The sequence below is a fragment of the Acidimicrobiales bacterium genome, assembly GCA_041394265.1.
Lineage (GTDB): Bacteria > Actinomycetota > Acidimicrobiia > Acidimicrobiales > SZUA-35 > JBBQUN01.
On record JAWKIO010000006.1, the window covers coordinates 414,717 to 433,764 of the forward strand.

General features: G+C 67.1%; 7 protein-coding genes. All 7 read right to left on the reverse strand.

Annotated features, from left to right (window positions below; genetic code table 11):
* Positions 1-95 precede the first annotated feature (95 nt).
* The 7 genes from R2733_26205 to R2733_26235 all read right to left on the reverse strand — a co-directional run bounded on the left by R2733_26205 (position 96) and on the right by R2733_26235 (position 19,001).
* Positions 96-10,667 (reverse strand): SdrD B-like domain-containing protein, encoded by a 10,572-nt coding sequence (locus tag R2733_26205; GenBank protein ID MEZ5380015.1) that lies wholly within the window; start codon positions 10,665-10,667, stop codon positions 96-98.
* Between the two features lie 136 nt (positions 10,668-10,803).
* Positions 10,804-12,714 carry an ABC-F family ATP-binding cassette domain-containing protein gene (locus R2733_26210; protein ID MEZ5380016.1) on the reverse strand — a complete coding sequence of 637 codons (1,911 nt, stop codon included), beginning with the start codon at positions 12,712-12,714 and terminating at the stop codon, positions 10,804-10,806.
* A 205-nt stretch (positions 12,715-12,919) separates the two neighbouring features.
* On the reverse strand, positions 12,920-13,966 hold the full coding sequence (locus R2733_26215) for a hypothetical protein (protein MEZ5380017.1): 1,047 nt from the start codon (positions 13,964-13,966) through the stop codon (positions 12,920-12,922).
* A 103-nt stretch (positions 13,967-14,069) separates the two neighbouring features.
* Entirely contained in the window at positions 14,070-15,674 is a 1,605-nt protein-coding gene (locus R2733_26220; GenBank protein ID MEZ5380018.1) for an HDOD domain-containing protein, read from the reverse strand.
* Positions 15,674-17,041, reverse strand: a complete 1,368-nt coding sequence (gene nhaA, locus R2733_26225; protein MEZ5380019.1) for a Na+/H+ antiporter NhaA — start codon at positions 17,039-17,041, stop codon at positions 15,674-15,676. Before nhaA ends, R2733_26220 begins: the two co-directional genes overlap by 1 nt.
* Before the next feature lie 189 nt (positions 17,042-17,230).
* A complete protein-coding gene (locus tag R2733_26230) occupies positions 17,231-18,457 on the reverse strand; it encodes a flagellar hook protein FlgE (protein MEZ5380020.1) in 1,227 nt (408 codons plus the stop codon).
* Between the two features lie 100 nt (positions 18,458-18,557).
* Positions 18,558-19,001, reverse strand: a complete 444-nt coding sequence (locus tag R2733_26235) for a flagellar hook capping FlgD N-terminal domain-containing protein (protein MEZ5380021.1) — start codon at positions 18,999-19,001, stop codon at positions 18,558-18,560.
* Between the last annotated feature and the right edge of the window lie 47 nt (positions 19,002-19,048).

Here is a 19,048-nt window from a genome sequence, read left to right on the forward strand (position 1 = left end):
CCAAAGTTGCCAGAGCCCGAGCGAAGCGAGGTTGCTCTGGCGGAACGAGAAGTACCGCCTCGGCGCAGCCGAGCCCACGCCCTGCCGGAGAGTGGCTATTCGGGGAGGAGTGGGCGGCGGCGACGGATGACCAGGAGCAGCAACCCGGTGCCGGTGCCGAGGAGCATGAGCGCCCAGATCACCATGTTGAGGGTGCTGGAACCGGTGAAGGCGAGGATGCCGCCGGTCGACACCGGAGCGCTCGCTCCTTCGGTGCTGGTGGTCGTGGCCGGCACGCCCAGCTGATCGGCGAGGGCGCTGCCCGGCACCGCCAGCTGGTCGTAGATGCCCTCGATCAACGTCGGTGACAGCGGAACACCGTTGACGAGGTTGCCACCCGACACCGCGGCGTCGTTGACGATCGTGCCGGTCGCCGTGGCGGCGACCTTCACGGTCAGGTCGACCGTCCACTGGTCATCGATACCGAGCACATTGGGGTTGGTGCAGGTCACGATGCCGGCGGCTGAGGTGCAACCTGCACCAGCGGCAGTGGTGCTGGCCGACACATAGCTCAGCGATGGCGGCAGATCGTCGACCACGGTGATCGGGCCCCGAGTGGCCGACGGCCCCTGGTTGGTCACGACCAGGCGGTACACCGCCGTCTTCCCCGGCTCGAGCTTGCCGACGAGCGACTTGTCGACGTCGAGCACCGAGAGGGGCACATCGGTCGGGTCGTCGTCGGTGTTGTTCAGCTCGTTCGGATCGAGGGTCGGCGAGCTCACCGATGCCGAGTTGGTGATCGAGGGCACGGCGCCCAGGTCGGCGACGACGTCGATGTCGAGCGTCGTGACCGAGCCGACCGCCATCGCGATGGGCGAACCGGTCGAGTCGACGTAGTCACAGGTGACCGTGCGACCGACGATGCCACACTCCCAGTCGGTACCACCGGCACGCTCGAAGGTGACGCCTTCGGGGAGCACGTCGGTGACCCGAACCGGGGCGGCGGCGATGCCGGGCCCGGCGTTGGTGACCTCGATGGTCCACGTGTTCGACTCGTCGATCGTGAAGTCACCGAGGTGGCGCTTGTCGATCCGGAGATCGGCCTCGATGCGGTAGCCGAAGTCGATGTCGGGCTGGTCCTCACCGTCACCGATCGTGACGTCGATTTCGTTGGCGGTGGTGGTGCCGTCGAAGTCGAAGGTCGGTGCCGAGCCGGCAGGCAGCGTCGAGGTCACGATCGTCACCGTGTAGTCGGCGGCGGGCAGGAACTCGAAGCCGTAGGTGCCGTCGGCTGAGGTGTCGACGATCTCGGTGAACACGAGCCCCGTGATCGGATCGACGCCGCGCAACCGGACCTCGACGTTCCCGAGCAGCGGCTCGCCGGGGTCGATGACCCCGTCGCCGTTGTCGTCACGCCAGACCGTGTCGCCGAGCGAGCCGGTCCCGGCATAGGAGAAGTCCTGATCGAGATCGTCGGGCGTCGTGGCGTCGAGCGTTGTGCTCGACGTGTCGACCGTGCCGATGCCGTCGGCGTCGAAGGTCGCCTCGACCCCATTCGGGAGCGTGGCGGTCACCACGGTCACGGTGTAGTCCCCGTGGGGCAGCCCGTCGAGCAGGTAGTTGCCGTCGGCGTCGGTCGTGACGGTGACCGACAGATCGTTACCGCTGGTCGGGTTGGTCCACACGATCGTCACGTCGACATTGGGCAGACCAACGTCGGTCGAGTCGAGCACCGGGGTGCCCGAGTGGTCACGATCGAGCCAGACCGTGTCGCCGATCGAGCCGGCGCCGTTGTACCCGAAGTCCTGCTCGAGGTCGTCGGGGGTCGTGGCGGTCAGCGTCGTGATCGACACGTGCGGTGTGGACGTGCCGTCGGCATCGTGGGTCGGGACGAACCCGGCCGGCAGATCGGCGTTGTCGACCGTGATCGTCAGCGCCGTGTCGAACGGCAGGTTGGCGAAGCCGTACTGCCCGTTGGTGTCGGTGGTGTCGACCACCGTGACCAACGAACCGTCGGGCCCGGTGTAGGTGAGCGTCACGTCGATGCCACCGAGGGCGACCTCGTCGCTGTCGAACACGCCGTCGCCGTCACGATCGAACCAGACCGTGTCGCCCACGGAACCGGCGCCGGTGTACGAGAAGTCCTGATCGAGACGATCAGGGGTCGCCCCGTCGAGTGCGGTCGTCGACACGTGGACCGAGCCGACACCGTCGGCGTCGAAGGTCGCAACGGTCACGCCGCTCGGCAGGGTCGCTGCCACCACGTCGACCGAGTAGGGGCCATACGGCAAACCGGCGACGAGCCACTCGCCATTGGCATCGGTGGTGGCGTTGTAGACCAGATCGTCGGCGCTCTCGTCGGCCAACGTGCCGGCATCGTCACCGAGGACCCCATCGAAGCCACCGAACGTGACCACGATGTCGATCCCGGCCAGGGGCTCGTCCTGACCATCGAAGACGCCGCTGCCGGCAGGATCGGCGGCGCCATCGGCGTTCTCGTCGAACCAAACGGTGTCGCCGAGGGAGCCGACGCCGGTGTAGGCGAAGTCCTGGTCGAGACGATCAGGTGTGGTCGCGTCCAGCGAAACCACCGAGGCATGAGCCGAGCCGACACCGTCGGCGTCGAAGGTCGCCACGAGTCCACCCGGCAGGGTGCCCGGGTCGACGACGACCGAATACGAGCCGTCGGGCAGGTTCGGCACCAGATAGGTGCCACCGGAGGCCGTCGTCGTGGTGATCATCACGTCGCTGCCCTGCGGGTTCGTCCACGTCACGGTCACGTCGGCCCCGTCGATGCCGGGCTCGCCGCCATCAGGGGTCGCCGTTGCGGAGCCGTCGATGTCGAACCACACGAGGTCGCCGAGCGAGCCGACACCTCGATAGCCGAAGTCCTGATCGAGGCGGGTGCGAGACACTGTCGACAGCGTGACGGTGGACGTGTCGAGCGTCCCGACACCGTCGGCGTCGAAGGTGGCCACGAGACCGGCCGGCAACGTCGCCGAGTCGACGGTCACGGTGAACACGCCATCGGGAAGATGGTCGAACAGGTAGGTGCCGTCGGCGGCGGTGACGGTCGTCTGCGTGACGTCGTCGCCACCACCCAGGGTGTCGTCGGGTCCGAACCAGACGAGGGTCACGGTCACGCCGGAGAAACCGACCTCGGCCGTTCCCGCTTGCACGCCGTCACCGTCATGGTCGAACCACACGGTGTCGCCGATCCGGCCATCGGTCTCGCCGGTGTAGGTGAAGTCCTGGGTGAGATCGTCGGGCGTCGTGGCGTCGAGCACGGTGGCCGACACGCTGGCCGTGCCGATGCCGTCGGCGTCGTAGGTGGTCGCCGTGAGACCGGTCGGGAGGTCGGTGTCGTCGACGGTGACCGTGTACGAGCCGTGGGGCAGACCGGTCAGGAGGTAGTCACCTGCGCTCTGCGTGGTGAGCGTGGCGGTGAAGTCGTCGCTGTCGCCGAACGTGCCGTTCGCACCGGCCCACACCACGGTCACGCCGATACCGGGCAGCGGCGCATCACCGGCGTCGAGGCTGCCGTCGGTCTCGGTGCCATCGATGTCGAAGAACACCGTGTCACCGATCGAGCCAAGACCGCGGTAGCCGAAGTCCTGTCCGAGGTCGACGTTGGCGAGTGTGGTCAGGTTCGTGATCGACACATGCGCCGTCCCGATCCCATCGGCATCGAATGTCGGGGCCATGTTGCCGGGCAGGGTCGTCGAGTCGACCGTGACGGTGAACTGGCCGTTCGGCAGATTGGCGAAGCCGTACGTACCGTCAGCCGCGGTCGAGGTGGTGAGCACCATGTCGTCGCCGTCGCCGGCGATGCCGTTGGGACCGTCCCAGGTGGCACGAACGGTGACACCGCCGAGACCGGGCTCGCCGGCATCGATCACACCGTCGCCATCGTGGTCGAACCACACCGTGTCACCGAGGCGGCCGGCACCGGTGTAGGAGAAGTCCACGTCGAGCTGGAGCTCGGACGGATCGAGGGTCACGTCGGCCACGTGCGCCGTCGCCAGACCAGTCAGGTCGTAGGTGGCGACGTCGAGGCCACTGGGCAGATCGCTCGCATCGAGCGTCACCCGATACTCACCGACCGGAAGGGTCGGGAAGAGGTAGTTGCCGGTGGCGTCGGTGGTGGTGAGGAAGTTGATGTCGTCGGCGTTGCCGAGGACGTCGTCCCAACCGGCCCAGGTCGCCGTGATGTCGATGCCGGGCAGTCCGTGCTCGCCGACACCGTCGGAGGCGTCGGTGGAGTTGTCCTCGTCCCACCACACCTTGTTGCCGAGCTGCTGGGTGCCGTCTGGCGTGTAGCCGAAGTCGAACGCCAGGTCGGCGATCGGACCGGACGGCAGCACGCTGTCGGCGGTCGTGATCTGCTCGACCGACGTGCCATCGAGCGTGGCGTCACGGTCGTAGCTCTCGGTCAGGCCAACAAGATTCGGTGAGGCCGAGTCGATGGTGACCGTGATTGGCATGTTCGACGGCAGGCCCGCCGAAGTCGGCACGCCGTAGGAGCCATCCGCTCCGGTCACGGTCGAGTAGCTCTGCGGAGCACCGGTGGCCGGGTCGTTCCAGGTGATGTCGACACCCACGTTCGGGATGCCGGGCTCGCTCGGATCTTGAACACCGTCGCCGTCGAGGTCGAGCCAGACGAAGTCGCCGAGACTCGTCGGCACCACCTCGATCGTGACCGAGTCCTGGTCATCCTCGAGCGGGGCGTCATTACCCGGAGTGGAGTCATCGTCGTACTGATCGACCGCTGCGGCCTGCGCGATGTTGGTCACCGAGCCGAGACCGACCAGTCGGGTCCGCAACGTGAGGGTTGCCGAGCCGCCATTGGCGATCGAGCCGACGGTCCAAATGTTGGTGCCCGAGTCGAACGAGCCCTGCGTGACGAGAACGACCGAGTCGAAGGCCAACGCCGCCGGGTCGAGCACGTCGCTGAGCGACACGTTGGTGGCGCCATCGGGACCGGCGTTGTCCACCACCACGGTGTAGTTCACGTACGAACCGAACCAGTACGGCCCGTTCGTCGCGTCGGCGTCGACTTCGACTGGTGTGATCGACTTGTCGACGGCGATGTCGACCCGGGCAATGTGCACCACGTCGGTGTCGCTTGCGCTGTAGGTCGGTGCCGGTGCGCCACCAGGACCGTCGGGGTCGCAGCAGCTCGTCGAGCCGCTGGCGTCCTCGCCGATCACCGACACGGCGTTGGTGTGCGGGTTGGTGGGGCCGGTGTGGGCCAGGGCGACCGGCGAGCTCGACACGAGCGCAGCCGACTGCGGCGTTGCGGTCATCGTGATGACGATCGACTGTCCCGGGGCCAGCGGTTGGGCCGCTCCGGCCACGAGGTCGGTCCACGACAGCGTCTCCACGTTCAGCGAGGCCGCATCGTTGCACAGCCCGGTGTCGGCCGAACACGACGGATCAACGGAGGTCGTGCCATACGGCGTGACGACCGACGCCGAGCCGAGGTCGTAGGTCCAGCCCTCGGGAAGGATGTCGGTGGCATCGACGTTGAAGGCCGAGGCGACCGGGTCGGTGTTGGTGATCGTCACCGTCCAGGTGAACGGCTGGTCGAGGCGAACGTCGTTGACGTCCTGGCCGGTGCCCGGCGCCTTGTCGACGGTGAGCGTGGGGAAGTGGACCTCGACCGTCACGGCATCGAGGGCGACGCCACCGCGGGTGGCGCTGGGGTCGTTGCCGTAGGTGATGATGTCGTTGTTCGCCGGATTGTCGAGGACGATCTGCGCCCGATCGGCACTCGAGAAGGCGTAGTAGGTCGATACCCCGGCCACGTTCGTCAAGTCCTCGCCCCGATCGAGATCGTCGGAAGCGGCAACCGTCGCGTCGTAGTCGAAGGCGGCGGTCGCAGCCGTCGACAGCGGACCGGCGACGGTCCACGTGATCGTCCGGTTGGTGTCGTTCCAGACACCGGTGCTACCAGACGAGCCGAGGACGGTGCCACCGGTGGTGGTCACCGGCGACCCAGCGGGAGCGTCGAGCGGCTGCAGCCCGACGGGAACGGTGTCGACGACGGTGATGTCGTGCGACGGGCTCGTTCCGGTGGCCGTGATGGTCACGTCGTAGCGCAGCGTGGTTCCGGCCTCGGTATCGCACCCGTTGGCGCCGGTGCCGTCGCCGTCGCCAACGTTGCCCGGCGTGATGTCGCAGGCCGGATTGGCCAGCGGCGACCCGTCGGTGTTGGCCACGTCCTTGTCGATTCGGATGCCCGGCTCGATGACCGTGAAGGTCTCCGAGTCGGCAGACGAGGTCACATCCCACGACACCGAGTTCGGATCGTCGTAGCCGACCGGCATCGAGGCCGGCGACTGGCCGATCTGTTCGCTGCCGTTCCACAGCAGGACCGCGTCGTTGGTGATCGAATCACCGGCGACTGCCGAGTCGTTGACGTGGGCGGTGTAGCCGACCGTGATCTCACAGTCGGTGTTGGCGTAGAGATCGCCGAGGAACCAGGCCGTGCGGCCGGTGACGCCACCGACGTCGTTGAACGTCTCGACGTCGCCGGTGTTGAGGCTGACGCCGGTCGTGAGCCCGGTGCCCGAGTTCAAGACCTCACACGACGCCGAAGCAGTGATCGAGTTGAACGAGTCGAAGTCGAGGCGGGACGGCAGTTCGTCGAACAGTGTGGTGTCGTAGGCGATGGTGTTCGCCGGCAAGGTCATGGTGACCTCGTAGTCGACCGGTTCACCCACGTTGGCGTTCGGGCGGTCGTCGGTGGGGTCGAGATCGTTGAACGGCTCGATGTCCTTCACGATCGAGGCGAGCGGCACGGCAATCGTGTCGGTGTCGCTACGAGCGTACGAGCGTGCGTTCGCTGCGTTCGGATCGAGTGTCGGCGTCAGGTCCTGATCGAGGGTGTAGGCGGTCAGGCTTGCGGTGTTCGTGAGGCTCGACGACGACACGGCCGGCTCGTCGACGGCCACCGCATAGGTGAAGGTCGAGGTTGCGCCCGGATCGAGTCGGTTCAGACCGGCGGTCCACGCCGTCGGGACCCAGGTGATGGTGCGATTGGTCTGTGACCACACGCCGTCGAACGAGCCTGCGGGGCTGACACCGGTCGACGGCACGAGGTCACCGTTGGAGGTGACCGGCACGCTGCCGGCACCCAATGGGGTCATGCCGGCCGGCACGGTGTCGACGACCGTGAGGTCGTGGGCAGGCGAGACGTTGGTCGGCCCGAACGGATTGCTGACCGCGACCTGATAGGTCACGGTCGCCCCGGGGCTGGCGTTGAGGCCGACCGGGCTGGTGTGCGTCTTGGCGATCTGCGGGTTGGGTTCGACGACGTACGAGTCGACCACCCCGGACTGGAGCTGAGGGTTCGCAACGCCGGCGGCGTCACGCCAGTTGAACTGCGCCCGGTTGCGCAACCGTGTCGCCGGGCTGGCGATGTTGCCCGGCACGTCGGTCACCCGGCCGTAGAAGGTGATGGTGACCTGGTCGTCGCCCGATCCCGAGGCGTTGGTGTAGGGCGTGGGAAGGGTGTAGGTCACGACCCCGCCGCTATGGGTGACGGCGTTGCCGGCGAGCGCGGCACTCCCGGTCGTCGACGTGGCGGTCGGACTGAGGGTCGAGACGGCACCGCCGAACAACCCTGGACCGTCGTGCCACACGATGCCCGTCGGGAGGGTGTCGGTGATGACGCCGTCGTAGACGCGGGTGCCATCGGGGATCGTGGCCGTCACCTCGTAGCGGATGATCTCGCCGATCGTCGCCCGGTTGGCAGCAGCATTGCCGCTCTCGGTGATACCGGTGGCCTGCGTCTTGGTGATCACCGGATCGGGCGAATCGAGGAACGCTGCGTCCTGGGCGGCATCGGTGTTCTCGCTGCCGCTCACGCGGAGCGCGGCGACGGTGTTCGACGGGAAGTAGTCGAAGGTGCCGGACTGGTTCGTCGCACCCTGGTAGGCGGCGACACCAGCGGTGTTGGTCCAATTGTCGCCGGCCGTGACGTTGCTGGGCAGTGAGAGGTCGTAGGTGAGCGTGAGACCGGCGCCCATCGTGGTCGCCTCCGGGACGGTGAGGCCCGTCCAGGTGATCAAGCCGGCCGAACATGTGCCGCCGTTCGAGATCGACGAAACGTCGGTGCAGCTGAAGTCGGTGGGAAGCAAGTCGCGGACTTCGGTGGCGGTGGCGTCGATGTTGCCCTGGTTCCACACGTCGACCCGGAAGGTCACGACGTCGCCGATCCGGACCTGGGTCGAGGTCGAGCCGCCACCGATCGACCCGTCGAAATCGGGTCCGTTGGCGGCGCCGTTGTTGACGTCGTTGACACCCTTGGCCAAACGCACCTCAGGCTCGGTCCAGACCGCAGCGGCCTGGTCACGCAGCTGGTAGACGAGGCCCCCGTTGTCGTTGTGGACCATCTTCTGCAGGTTGGCGTTGATGTCGTAGGCCTGACCGGCGGTGTTGTCGGTCAGCTCGGCGGCGATGGTCCAGCGGAACTCGTTGCCGCTGGCGTCCACGTTGCCCCCGCTGACGTCGAACACGACCTGCGAGGCCGAGCTCGACGCGACGGTCGTCGAGGCCAGCGTGTCGATCGACGCGACACGAGTGGCCGAACCGTCGATGTAGGCGTATCCCGGAGGCAACAGGTCGGAGATGGCGACACCCTCGTAGTCGACGTTCGACGGGAACGATGCCCCCAATTCGAAGCAGACGATGTCGCCGGGGCCGTAGCCGGGCTCCGCCGGGTTGCCGTCGGACCAGGTGATCGTGTTGTAGTCGGTCGCACAGGTCGCCGAGGTGACCGACGCCCCGTTGGCCAGCGGGCCGGTCTTCACCGACACCCGCTTGTCGAGCGACGGCAGCGCGTTGGCGAGGCCCGCCGAGGTGGTGTCGCCATCGATGCCGCCGTCAGGGTCAACCGGGTCGGCAGCGAGCGAGGCGTCGGCGACCGTGTCGGGCCCAGAGACCTCGGCCACGTTCGTCACCGTGTCGCCGGCGAGCACCGGTTCACCCGGCAGCGACGCATACGCGCCCCGGTAGTGGCTGCGTACGACGCTGGCGTAGGTGATGGTCAGCGTGCCGTCGGCGTCGAGATTGTTCAGCACGGCGTTGTCGGCGTCGGCAAAGTCCCACACCAGTTCGAACCGGCCGGTGCCATACGGGCCGCCGTCGGGAAGCTCTCGGACCCGGGCCACGTCGACCGGGACCCCGTTGATCGTGGACGCCACGGTGCCCTGGCCCGGGCAGTCGTTCGAGTCCCAATCCGACGACGCCGCGGTCACATCCGCGTTGTAGGTCCCGAGGAAGCACAGGGCCGACGGCATCAGGTCGCGCACGACGAGGTCGCTGAAGTCGCGATACTCCGACGTGGTGACGGTGAGCGTGGTGTTGACGATCGTCCCCTGGCTGAGGGAACCGGCCGAGGACTTGACGATGACGAGGTCCTCGGACTCGGTCGTGTGCGTGTCGCTGTCGGTACCGGTCGCGCCCGTCGGCACGTAGGTACCCGACGCCGTGGCCACATTGTCGAGCTGCTGCTCGGGTGCGGTCAGGAGTTCGGGGTCGGGGATGGTCGTCCGATCGGGCTCACCGGTCGAGGGACCGGTGTTGTTGTCGAGGTTGCGGCCCTGGTTCAGGCCCGCCGCCGAGGGCGGGCTGGTGGCGAACGGCCGGTTCTCGAACAGCGGGATGCCGGCCTGATACTGCACGGTGACGATCTGGCCCGGGGTCAGGTTGCCGATCGTCCAGTCGACGATCGTCTCACCACCGGCGCCGGTGTCGACGCTGGTCGGGGTACCCAGTGCCGTCGGGGCACAGTTCGAGCCGGTGGCGACCGGCCCCGAACCGACCCACTCCTCCCCCAGCGTGGTGTTGTCGGCAACGTAGTAGTTGTCGCACCCGAGGAACTCGAGGCCCGGGTCGAGGACGTCCTGCAGGGTCACTGCGTCGATCGGATAGTCCGGGTTGTTCTCGATCTGCACGGTGTAGAGGCCGCCGGTGGTGCCCGACGCACTGTCGAACCCGTTGGCGTGCACGCCGCGGAGCAGTTCGCCCGGACCGGTCTTGGTCACTCGGAACGGCACCACGTCGACGCTGTCGGTCGCCGTTGCGTTGCCGTCGAAGTCGCCGGTGAAGTCACCCGTCGCCGGGCTCCAGTCGGGAACGGTGAACGCGTCGAGGCTGGCGACCGCCTCGGCGGAGTTGAGGATGGTCGAACCCACGGGCACGGTCGACGAGCCGGAGTTTCCGCCCGTGAAGTCGGGGTTGGTGTCGACGGTGAGCGAGACGTGGGCTTGCGAGTCGGCGGGGAGATCAGCGACGTTCTCCCAGATGACGGTGGTCTCGCCCGGATTCGGAACGTCGGCGAGCACGGCAGTCGGCGACGGCGAGGCCGACACGTAGTCGACCCCCACGGGCAGCACGTCCCGGAACGACAGGTTGTACAGCGCAGCGTTCGAGGTCTGTGTCCCGGTGGCAGTCAGCGTGAACGTGATGTTCTCGCCGATCAGTGCCTCGCCGCCGACGTCGTCGGTCTTTGCCAGGGTGAAGTTGTCGGCCGGTGCTGCGGCCGCCGGCGTTGGCGACAGCAGCGGAGCGGATCCCGGCACGGCGCCGCTCAGCACGCCCATCGTGGCGACCACCGCCAGCAGTCGAGGTGAGCGCAGCCGTTTGCCCGCTCGCAGTACAGGATTCGAAGGACGTGACACGATGTCTCCGCAGATCAGGGTGCACGCGTCGTCGCACGCGTGTCAGACCCCTCGTCGGCTGTCCCCTGACGATTGTGAGCGCCCGTGCCCGATCCGACCGCTGTACGCGGTCGGCAGAGACGGTTGGCAGCGAGCGTCAGCCCTCGGCGTCGGCCAGTTCGAGTGCCGCCTGTTCCCACTGCTCGAGCAGCTCGGTCGCCTTCTCCTGCGCCGTCGCGTGCGTGGCGATCAGCTGCTTGAGCCGTTCGCTGTCGTCGTACACCTCGGGATCGGCGAGCTGGTTGGCCAGCCCGCTTGCCACGTCTTCGGCTCGCTGGGCCTGGCGCTCGAGGCGCTCCACCCGCTTGCGCAGCTCACGCGTGGCCCGGCTCTTGGCCTGACGATCCTCGGCGGCGATGCGGCGATCCTCCTTGCGCTGGTGGGTTGCCTTGCGCTCGGTTGGCCGCGCCGACGACGACCCGGTCGGCTTCGCCGTGCCCTGCACCGGCTGCGCCGGGTTGAGGACGTGTTCTTCGACGTCGAGATACTGCGTGGCCTTGCCGTCTCTGACCTCGACCACCGCCTCGACCACGTTGCGGATGAGGTGGCGGTCGTGGCTGACCAGCAGCACGGTGCCGGGATAGGCAGCCAGGGCGTCCTCGAGCACGTCACAGCTCGGGAGGTCGAGATGGTTCGTCGGCTCGTCGAGCACGAGGAGGTTGACCGGGTTGCACATGGTCTCGGCCAGGGCGAGTCGCGTGCGTTCGCCGCCGGAGAGTTCGCCGACTCTGCGGTCGACCGCGTCCCCCGAGAAGCCGAACGAGCCGAGCACGGTGCGAAGATTGCGTTGCTTGGGTTGCGCGCCGACCTTGTGACGGAACTCCTGCTCGACGGTCTTGTCGAGATCGAGGGCGTCGACCTGGTGCTGGGCGAAGTAGGCGATGTCGACGTTCGCGCCGATCTTGACCGCACCGTCGAGCGGGTCGAGGTCGCCGAGGATCGCCTTGAGGAGGGTCGACTTCCCGGCGCCGTTGGGGCCGATCAGGGCGATCTTGTCGCCCCGCTCTATCACGAGATCGACGTCGGTCAGGACCGGAACGCCGTCGTCATAGCCAAGTGTCGCGCCCTCCATCTCGACCACGACGCGTGACGATCGTGGCGGCTCGGGGAAGGCGAACTTGAGCTTGAGCTCTTCGATCTTGGGTGCCTCGATCGTCTCGAGCCGTTCGAGTGCCTTGATCCGCGACTGGACCTGGCGGGCCTTGGTGGCCTTGTAGCGGAACCGCTCGATGAACTTCTCGGCCTGGGCGACCTTGCGAGCCTGGTTGGCGGCTGCCGCCTCAGCCTGACGGATGCGATCCTCACGTTGGACGACGAACTCGGCGAAGCCGCCGACGTATTCGGTGGCGCCCTGCCAGGCGACCTCGATCACCCGGTCGGCCACCGCATCGATGAAGTCGCGGTCATGCGACACGAAGAGCAGGGCACCCTGCCAGGCAACGAGCTGCTGTTCGAGCCAGAGCACCGAGTCGACGTCGAGGTGGTTGGTCGGCTCGTCGAGCACCAGCACGTCAGGCTTCTGGAGCAACAACCGGGCGAGGGCGGCGCGCATCTGCCAGCCACCGGACAGTTCCGCCAGTGGACGATCCATGTCGTCGGCGGTGAAGCCCAGTCCGCCGAGGATGCGACGGGCGTCGGCCTCGGTCTGATAGCCGCCGATCTGTTCGAACTGGCTCTGGAGGCGACCGTACGCCTCGAGCGCGTCGTCGTGGGCGTCACCGGTGGTTTCGGCGATGGTGACGGTCAGCTCGTGGAGTCGCTCCTCGAGCTCCAGCACCTCCCCGGCCCCGGCCATGACCTCTTTGAAGACGGATTCCGACCAGGACTCGGTGAGCTCCTGGGGCAGGTAGCCGATCTGGCAATCCTTGGGCTGGGACACCTCGCCGGCGTCGGCCTCCTGCAGCCCGACGATGATCTCGAGCATCGTGGTCTTGCCGACGCCATTGCCGCCGACGAGCGCCACACGACGGCCGGGCATGAGCCGGAAGCCGACGTTGGAGAACAGCACACGCGCACCGTGTGACTTGGACAAACCCGAGACCGAAAGCACCCGTCAAGCGTAGAGAGCCAACGCCCACTTCCCCATTGGGTACGGCTGGGATGTTGCGCCGCGAAGCAAGCAACTCCGGAACCCAGCGCTGGGATGTTGCGCCGCGAAGCAAGCAACTCCGGAAGAGAGCGAGCGCAGCGAGCGAACGGCAGCGACCGAACGGCTAAGTCCAGGCTTCGGTGGTGTCGCGGTCGGCGACGCGGGGCTCCCGTAGGCGCAGCGGCTCGGCGTCGGTGAAGAGCTGACAGCGCACCTCGGCCTGCGACTGGGCACCCAGGTCGAGGTGGGGTGCCGTCGTCCACCAGTGATCGCCCCAGGTATCGGTGATGCCGAGCCGAGCAGCTTGCACGACGCTCACGAACCGATCGGTGAGCGGACCGTCCACCTCGGCGTCGTGGGCACTGTCGAGCAACCGTTGGCCCAGTCCGTGCGAAGCGTCATCGAGGAGCGCCAGATCATGAGTGGTGTCACCGGCACGCGTGGCACCGTAGCTACGGAAGCGATGCCGGCCGTCAGGGGTATCCGTCGGTTGTCCCGACAGCGGGATTCGCCCCACGCAATCACCGAGGAGTGCGGGGTCGCTCTGGCGCACCAGTCCGACGATCGGACGACGATGGCGGCCGATGCGTCCCCGGCGACCGGACCAGGTCGCCGTGACGAAGGCCTCCTGGCCGAGATCGGCCGCATTGACCATCCGGAGCTCGACGGTCGAGCGGGAGCGGAGCAGGGAGGCCGTCTGGGTGATCGATCCGAAGGCGATCCAGCACGACGACAGCGCCGGACGATCGTCCGACTCGCACTCCTCCTCCAACATCTCCCGACGGAAGTGTCCGGTGAGCCACTCCAGCGCCTCGAGATCCTCGTCGAGCGTGAGTGGCTGGGTGGAGCGAAGCATCGTCTCCTGGATCGCAATCAGTTCGAGATCGAGGACGTCGTCCCCTTCGAGATGGGTCTCGATGCCGACGGCCGCCGCCGACTGGGCGGCGAACGCCGAGAACCACAACCGTGACGAGCTGAATCGCCGGTCGCCGAGGCGGTGCCGATCGAACGCCACGACAGCAGACCGAGCGGCGTTGCCGGCGGGCGCCAGCAGGCGTGCGCCGTAGACGGCAAGTGTGGCGAGTGTGATGGGCAGCATCAGCGCGGCCCAGCGCTCGATGGCGTCGTCGCCAACTGGCTCGATGAACTGTGTGATCCATCCCTGGAACATCTTGGTGACCTCCCGTCCTTGGGTGGTGTGTGTGCGATTGTCGGATCGAGCGGCGTTGCCGACCGATCAGCCTTCGGGAGCGTCGGTGCTCCGTTCGGCGGTATTACGAGCTTGGTCGAGTCTGAACACTCACCTGGTTCGGTCCCGACTTCTTGGCGAGATACAGCTGTTGGTAGGCGCTCTGGATGAGGAGGTGGCCGACGTTCGGCTCCTGGAACTCGTCCACGATTGCGGCCCCGACGCTGACAGTGAGGTGCACCTCGACGCCCTGCGGCTCGAGAACGTACGGCGTCCGCTCGACCAGCAGGCGGAACCGATCGGCCGCCGGCGCCAGATCGCCGATCGAGGCGTGGGGCATCAGCAGGGCAAACTCTTCACCGCCCGTGCGGAAGAAGTCCTCGCCGTTGCGGCAGTGCCAGGCCAGCAGTTTGGCGACATGACGAAGCGCATTGTCGCCAACTCGCTGGCCGAAGGTCTCGTTGACGAGACCGAAGCGATCGAGGTCGAGGAACATGAGTGCCAGCGCGTCGGGCACCGGGCGACGCCGGCGGATGGCGATCTGGGTCTCGATGCCCTCCTCGAATGCCACTCTGTTGCTGAGTCCGGTCAGCGGGTCGACGCGAGAGTTGCGGGCCAACGACTCGTTCTCCCGCTCGAGTTCGGCGAGATGCTCCGCCTGATGCGACAGCATGGTGATGGCCTCGACCGACAACCGGTGCATGGCCTCGGCGGAACGGGCCACGACATCGGCGAAGTCGACGCCGGTCGCCAGCTCGACGCCGAACAGCCCCGACGTCTCGGCGATCATCGGCCCTAGCTCGACGAGCAGGCCTTCGATGCGTTCGCGGGGAAGCTCGAGCTCGGCTGCGGCTCGTTTGGTCAGTACCGACAGGGCACCGCCATCGGGCCGACCGCACAGGACCTCCTCGGCCAGCGAGGAGAGCCGGAGCGACAGCCGAAGCCGGCCGAAGAGCTCATCGGCGTCCGGCGGCACTGCGTCGATGTGCTCCGGATCGAGCGAATCGGTCGGCTCTTCGCGATAGCCGATGACATCGGCCAGGAAGTCGGGCAGTCCCCACTGGTGGAACAGCGCCGAGGTGAGCTGATCGAACGTGAAACCAAGGACCTCGCGCTGGGTGTCGGGCGACGGCCAATCGAGCCGGCACTCGCCGGCCTGGGCGTCGAGACAATCCCCGAACAGGCGGCGGAAGTCGTCGGGAGCACACTGTTCGACGACGAGCGAGCCCACGTTGCTGAGCAGGCCGGCCAGGAAGCTCTCGTCGGCATAGATCGGGTCGATCTCGGCCATGAACGCCCGGTTGGCGAGTGCGTTCACGAGCGCACGCCGCCGCACCTCCATCACGGCGTTGCCGTGCACGAGCGAGCGAGGGAACAGCCCGGTCAGGGTGAGCGACAGGGTGAGGAGCCGGACCGACTTGATGCCGAGAACCATCACCGCACGCTCGACCGACGCAATCTCACCCGGGAAGCTGTAGATCGACGAGTTCGCCATCTGCAGCAATTTGGCGGTGAGGGAGGCGTCGCGACCGATGAGCGTACTCAGCGCCTGGATCGACAGATCCTCGGTCGAGGTGTAATCGAGGATCTCGAACAGCAGCGCCGGCGGCGAGGGCAGCGCCCCGACATCGATCAGGAACGATCGAAGCGCCGCTCCCGTGTCGGTCTCGATGTCGGGGGTCGCAGACATCAGTGGCCGGCCCCGACCAGTTCGTTGGTCTCGGCGTCAGCGGACTCGTCACCCGTCGCGGCCTGGTCAGCAGCCATCGGCGGCACGCTTCGGATGAGCGAGGCTCCGATGACACCGGCGGCGACGGAGGCGAACAGCACACCGATCTTGGCGTCGGCGATGAGTTCCTCATCGGTGAAGGCGAGGTCGCTGATGAACAGCGACACCGTGAAGCCGATGCCGGCGATGCTGGCCGTACCGGCCATGAGCCGCCAGCTCGTGCCGGCCGGCAGGGTTGCAAGACCGGAGCGAACGGCGATCATCGAAGCGAGCAGGATGCCGACCGGCTTGCCGAACACCAGGCCGATGAAGACGGCTCGGCCGACGCCCGAGGTGGCGGCGTTGCCGACATCGGTGGCCGATAGGCCGACGCCGGTGTTGGCGAGGGCGAACACGGGGATGATCAGCAGGGCGCTCCACGGGTGCAGCGTGTTGATGAGACGGTCGCAGATGGAGATCGACTCGCGGGTCTCGAAGATGATCTCCTTGAGCTCTTCGAAGCTGCTCATCTCCGAGGCCTCGGCGACGGTGACGTGCGGACGGTGCGGGGTTGCCGGGGCCAACAGACCACAGACGACGCCGGCGAGCGTGGCGTGCACGCCCGATTCGAAGGTGAAGTACCAGATCCCGATGCCGAGCAGGACGTAGATCGGGGTCCACCAGACGCCGGCCTTGCGCAGGGCGACCATGAGCGCGACACCACCGATTGCCCAGCCGAGGCTGACGAAATCGAGGGACGAGGAGTAGAAGACGGCAATGACGACGATGGCGCCGAGGTCGTCCACGATGGCGAGGCTGAGCAGGAAGATCTTGAGAGGTGACGGGACTCGGTCGCCGAGCAGGCTCAGGATGCCGACCGCGAACGCGATGTCGGTCGCCATCGGGATGCCCCAGCCGTTGCCGGCGTCGCCGCCTCCGGCGAAGAGCACGTAGAAGACCGCCGGCACGATCATGCCACCCGCTGCCGCGAGCGCCGGTAGCGCTGCCTTGCGAGGGTCGCGGAGATCGCCGACGGCGAGCTCACGCTTGATCTCGAGCCCGGCGACGAGGAAGAAGATCGTCATCAGACCGTCGTTGACCCAGTGCACGAGCGACTCGTCCAGCTCCACCGGACCGATGGCGATGTGCAGGTGGGTGTGCCAGAAGTGGGCGACGTCTTCCGCCAACGGCGAGTTGGCCAGGGCGAGAGCGACCAGCGCCGCCACGATCAGCGCAACACCCGAGATGTTCTCGAGATGGATGAGTCGTCGCATCGGCAGACGCAACTTGTCGATCGGGACCGGCGGACGGTTCGCCGAACTCGACGTGACCGATGGGTGGTGGCTCACCTGTAACTCCTCGTTCCGGCATCGACCCTCGATGCCACCGTTGTGCATGACTTGCGTGGTTGTGACCGCAAAGGTGCGGACGTCGGAACCAGCCTCGGAAGCCGTGACAACGAAATGAGGCCTCCGCCGGAGCGAAGGCCTCATTTCTTCACGGTGTCGGGAACCGGCGGGCGGTGAGCGGCCTGTGGCCTATCGCTTCATGTTCACGATTTCCTGCAGGAGCTCGTCGGAAGCGGTCACCACTCGGGAGTTGGCCTGGAAGCCGCGCTGCGAGCGGATCAGGGTCGTGAACTCCTCGGCGAGGTCGACGTTCGACATCTCGAGTGCGCCCGCCGCCAACAGGCCTCGGCCACCGCCGCCGGCGGCACCGATCTGGGCGAGACCGGAGTTCGCCGACGTGGTCCACGACGTGCCGGTGACTCGGCTGAGGCCCTCGGGGTTGGCAAAGGTGGCCAGCGCCAGTTGGGCCATGGCCCGGACCCGGCCGTTGGAGTACGACCCGGTGATGACGCCGTCCTGCCCGATGCTCAGCGACTGCAGCGAACCCGACGACGAACCGTTCTGGTTGATGACGGTCATGGTCGAGTTGCCGCCGTACTGCGAGATGCGTCGGGCTTCCTCACCACCGAGGGTGAGGGCGATGGCTTCCGCCCCGGGGATCGCACCGGCAGCGATGTTCGCCGTGAAGTCGACCGGCAGGACCAGTTCGCCGTCGGCGCCGAACTGCATGATGTTGTCGGTGACCGGCACGGCGGTGGGCGGGTCGCCGTAGGACGCCGTCACCGTCCACTCGTCGGTGTTGGACTTGGTGTAGGTGATGTCGAGCACGATCGGGATGCCCTGGCTGTCGTAGACGGTCACCGAGGTGAAGTCCTGGGTTCCCAGTGCCGCATCGGCCGACAGGTTGCCACCGAGGTTGACCACGGTGGTCGCAACCGGCTGGCTGGCCTCGCCGATGGGGATCTTGATGTCGCCAACGGGCCGGTCGGTCTGGAGCAAGCCCGACGGGTCGGCCTGCCAACCCTGGACCATGCCGCCGTCGGCCGTGACGAGCTGACCGGCGGCGTCGACGAAGAACGCGCCCGCCCGGGTGTAGAGCTCAGCGCCCTGATCCTGGACGACGAAGAATCCGTCGCCCTCGATCGAGAGATCGAGATCACGGCCGGTGCGTTGGAGCGCGCCCTGGCTGAGGTTCTGGGCGATGGCGCCGATGCGCACGCCGAGGCCGATCTGGGCCGGGTTGGTGCCGCCGAGTTCGCCGACGGGTGCGCCGGCGCCCTCGAGGGTCTGGCTCAGCACGTCCTGGAAGATGGCGTTGGACTTCTTGAAGCCGGTGGTGTTGACGTTGGCGATGTTGTTGCCGACGACGTCCATCATCGTCTGGTGGTTTCGCAGGCCGGTCACGGCCGAGTACATGGATCTGATCATTGGATGTCCTGAGGGTGAATGCGGTGGAGAAGGGTGTCCCTGGTCGAGCCAGGGCGGTGAGGCAGATGATGAGGCAAGGGGTTCTCTTTCAGGCGATCTCGACAATCTGATCGAGGGTGAAGTCACCATCGGCGGTGACGAGGTGGACCTCGCCGCTGATGACCTGGGCACGTTGGACGGTCGTGGTCATGGTCAGGCCTTTGCCGTCCATGACACCGATCTCACGGCCGATGAGTGAACCGGCGGTGGTCAGGCTCGAATTCAGCGCGTTGGCTGCCGTCTGCTCCGACATCTTCTGGAGCTCTTCGATGGTGGTGAACTGCGCCGTGGTGGCGATGAAGTCGTCCGGGTCACTCGGATTCAGCGGATCCTGGTAGCGCAGCTGGGTCACCAGCAGTTTCAGGAAGGCCTCTCGATCGAGCTCGCTTCCAGCGGTGTCAGAGACGAGGCCGTACTTGTCGGTCACGGCGGTGCTCTGCACGGCCAGCGGGTTGACCGTGGCGCCGGCGACGGCGGAGATGTAGTCGGTCATGGGAGGAGCGCTGCTTTCGGGAGGAAGTGATGGACAGTGATGGGGGT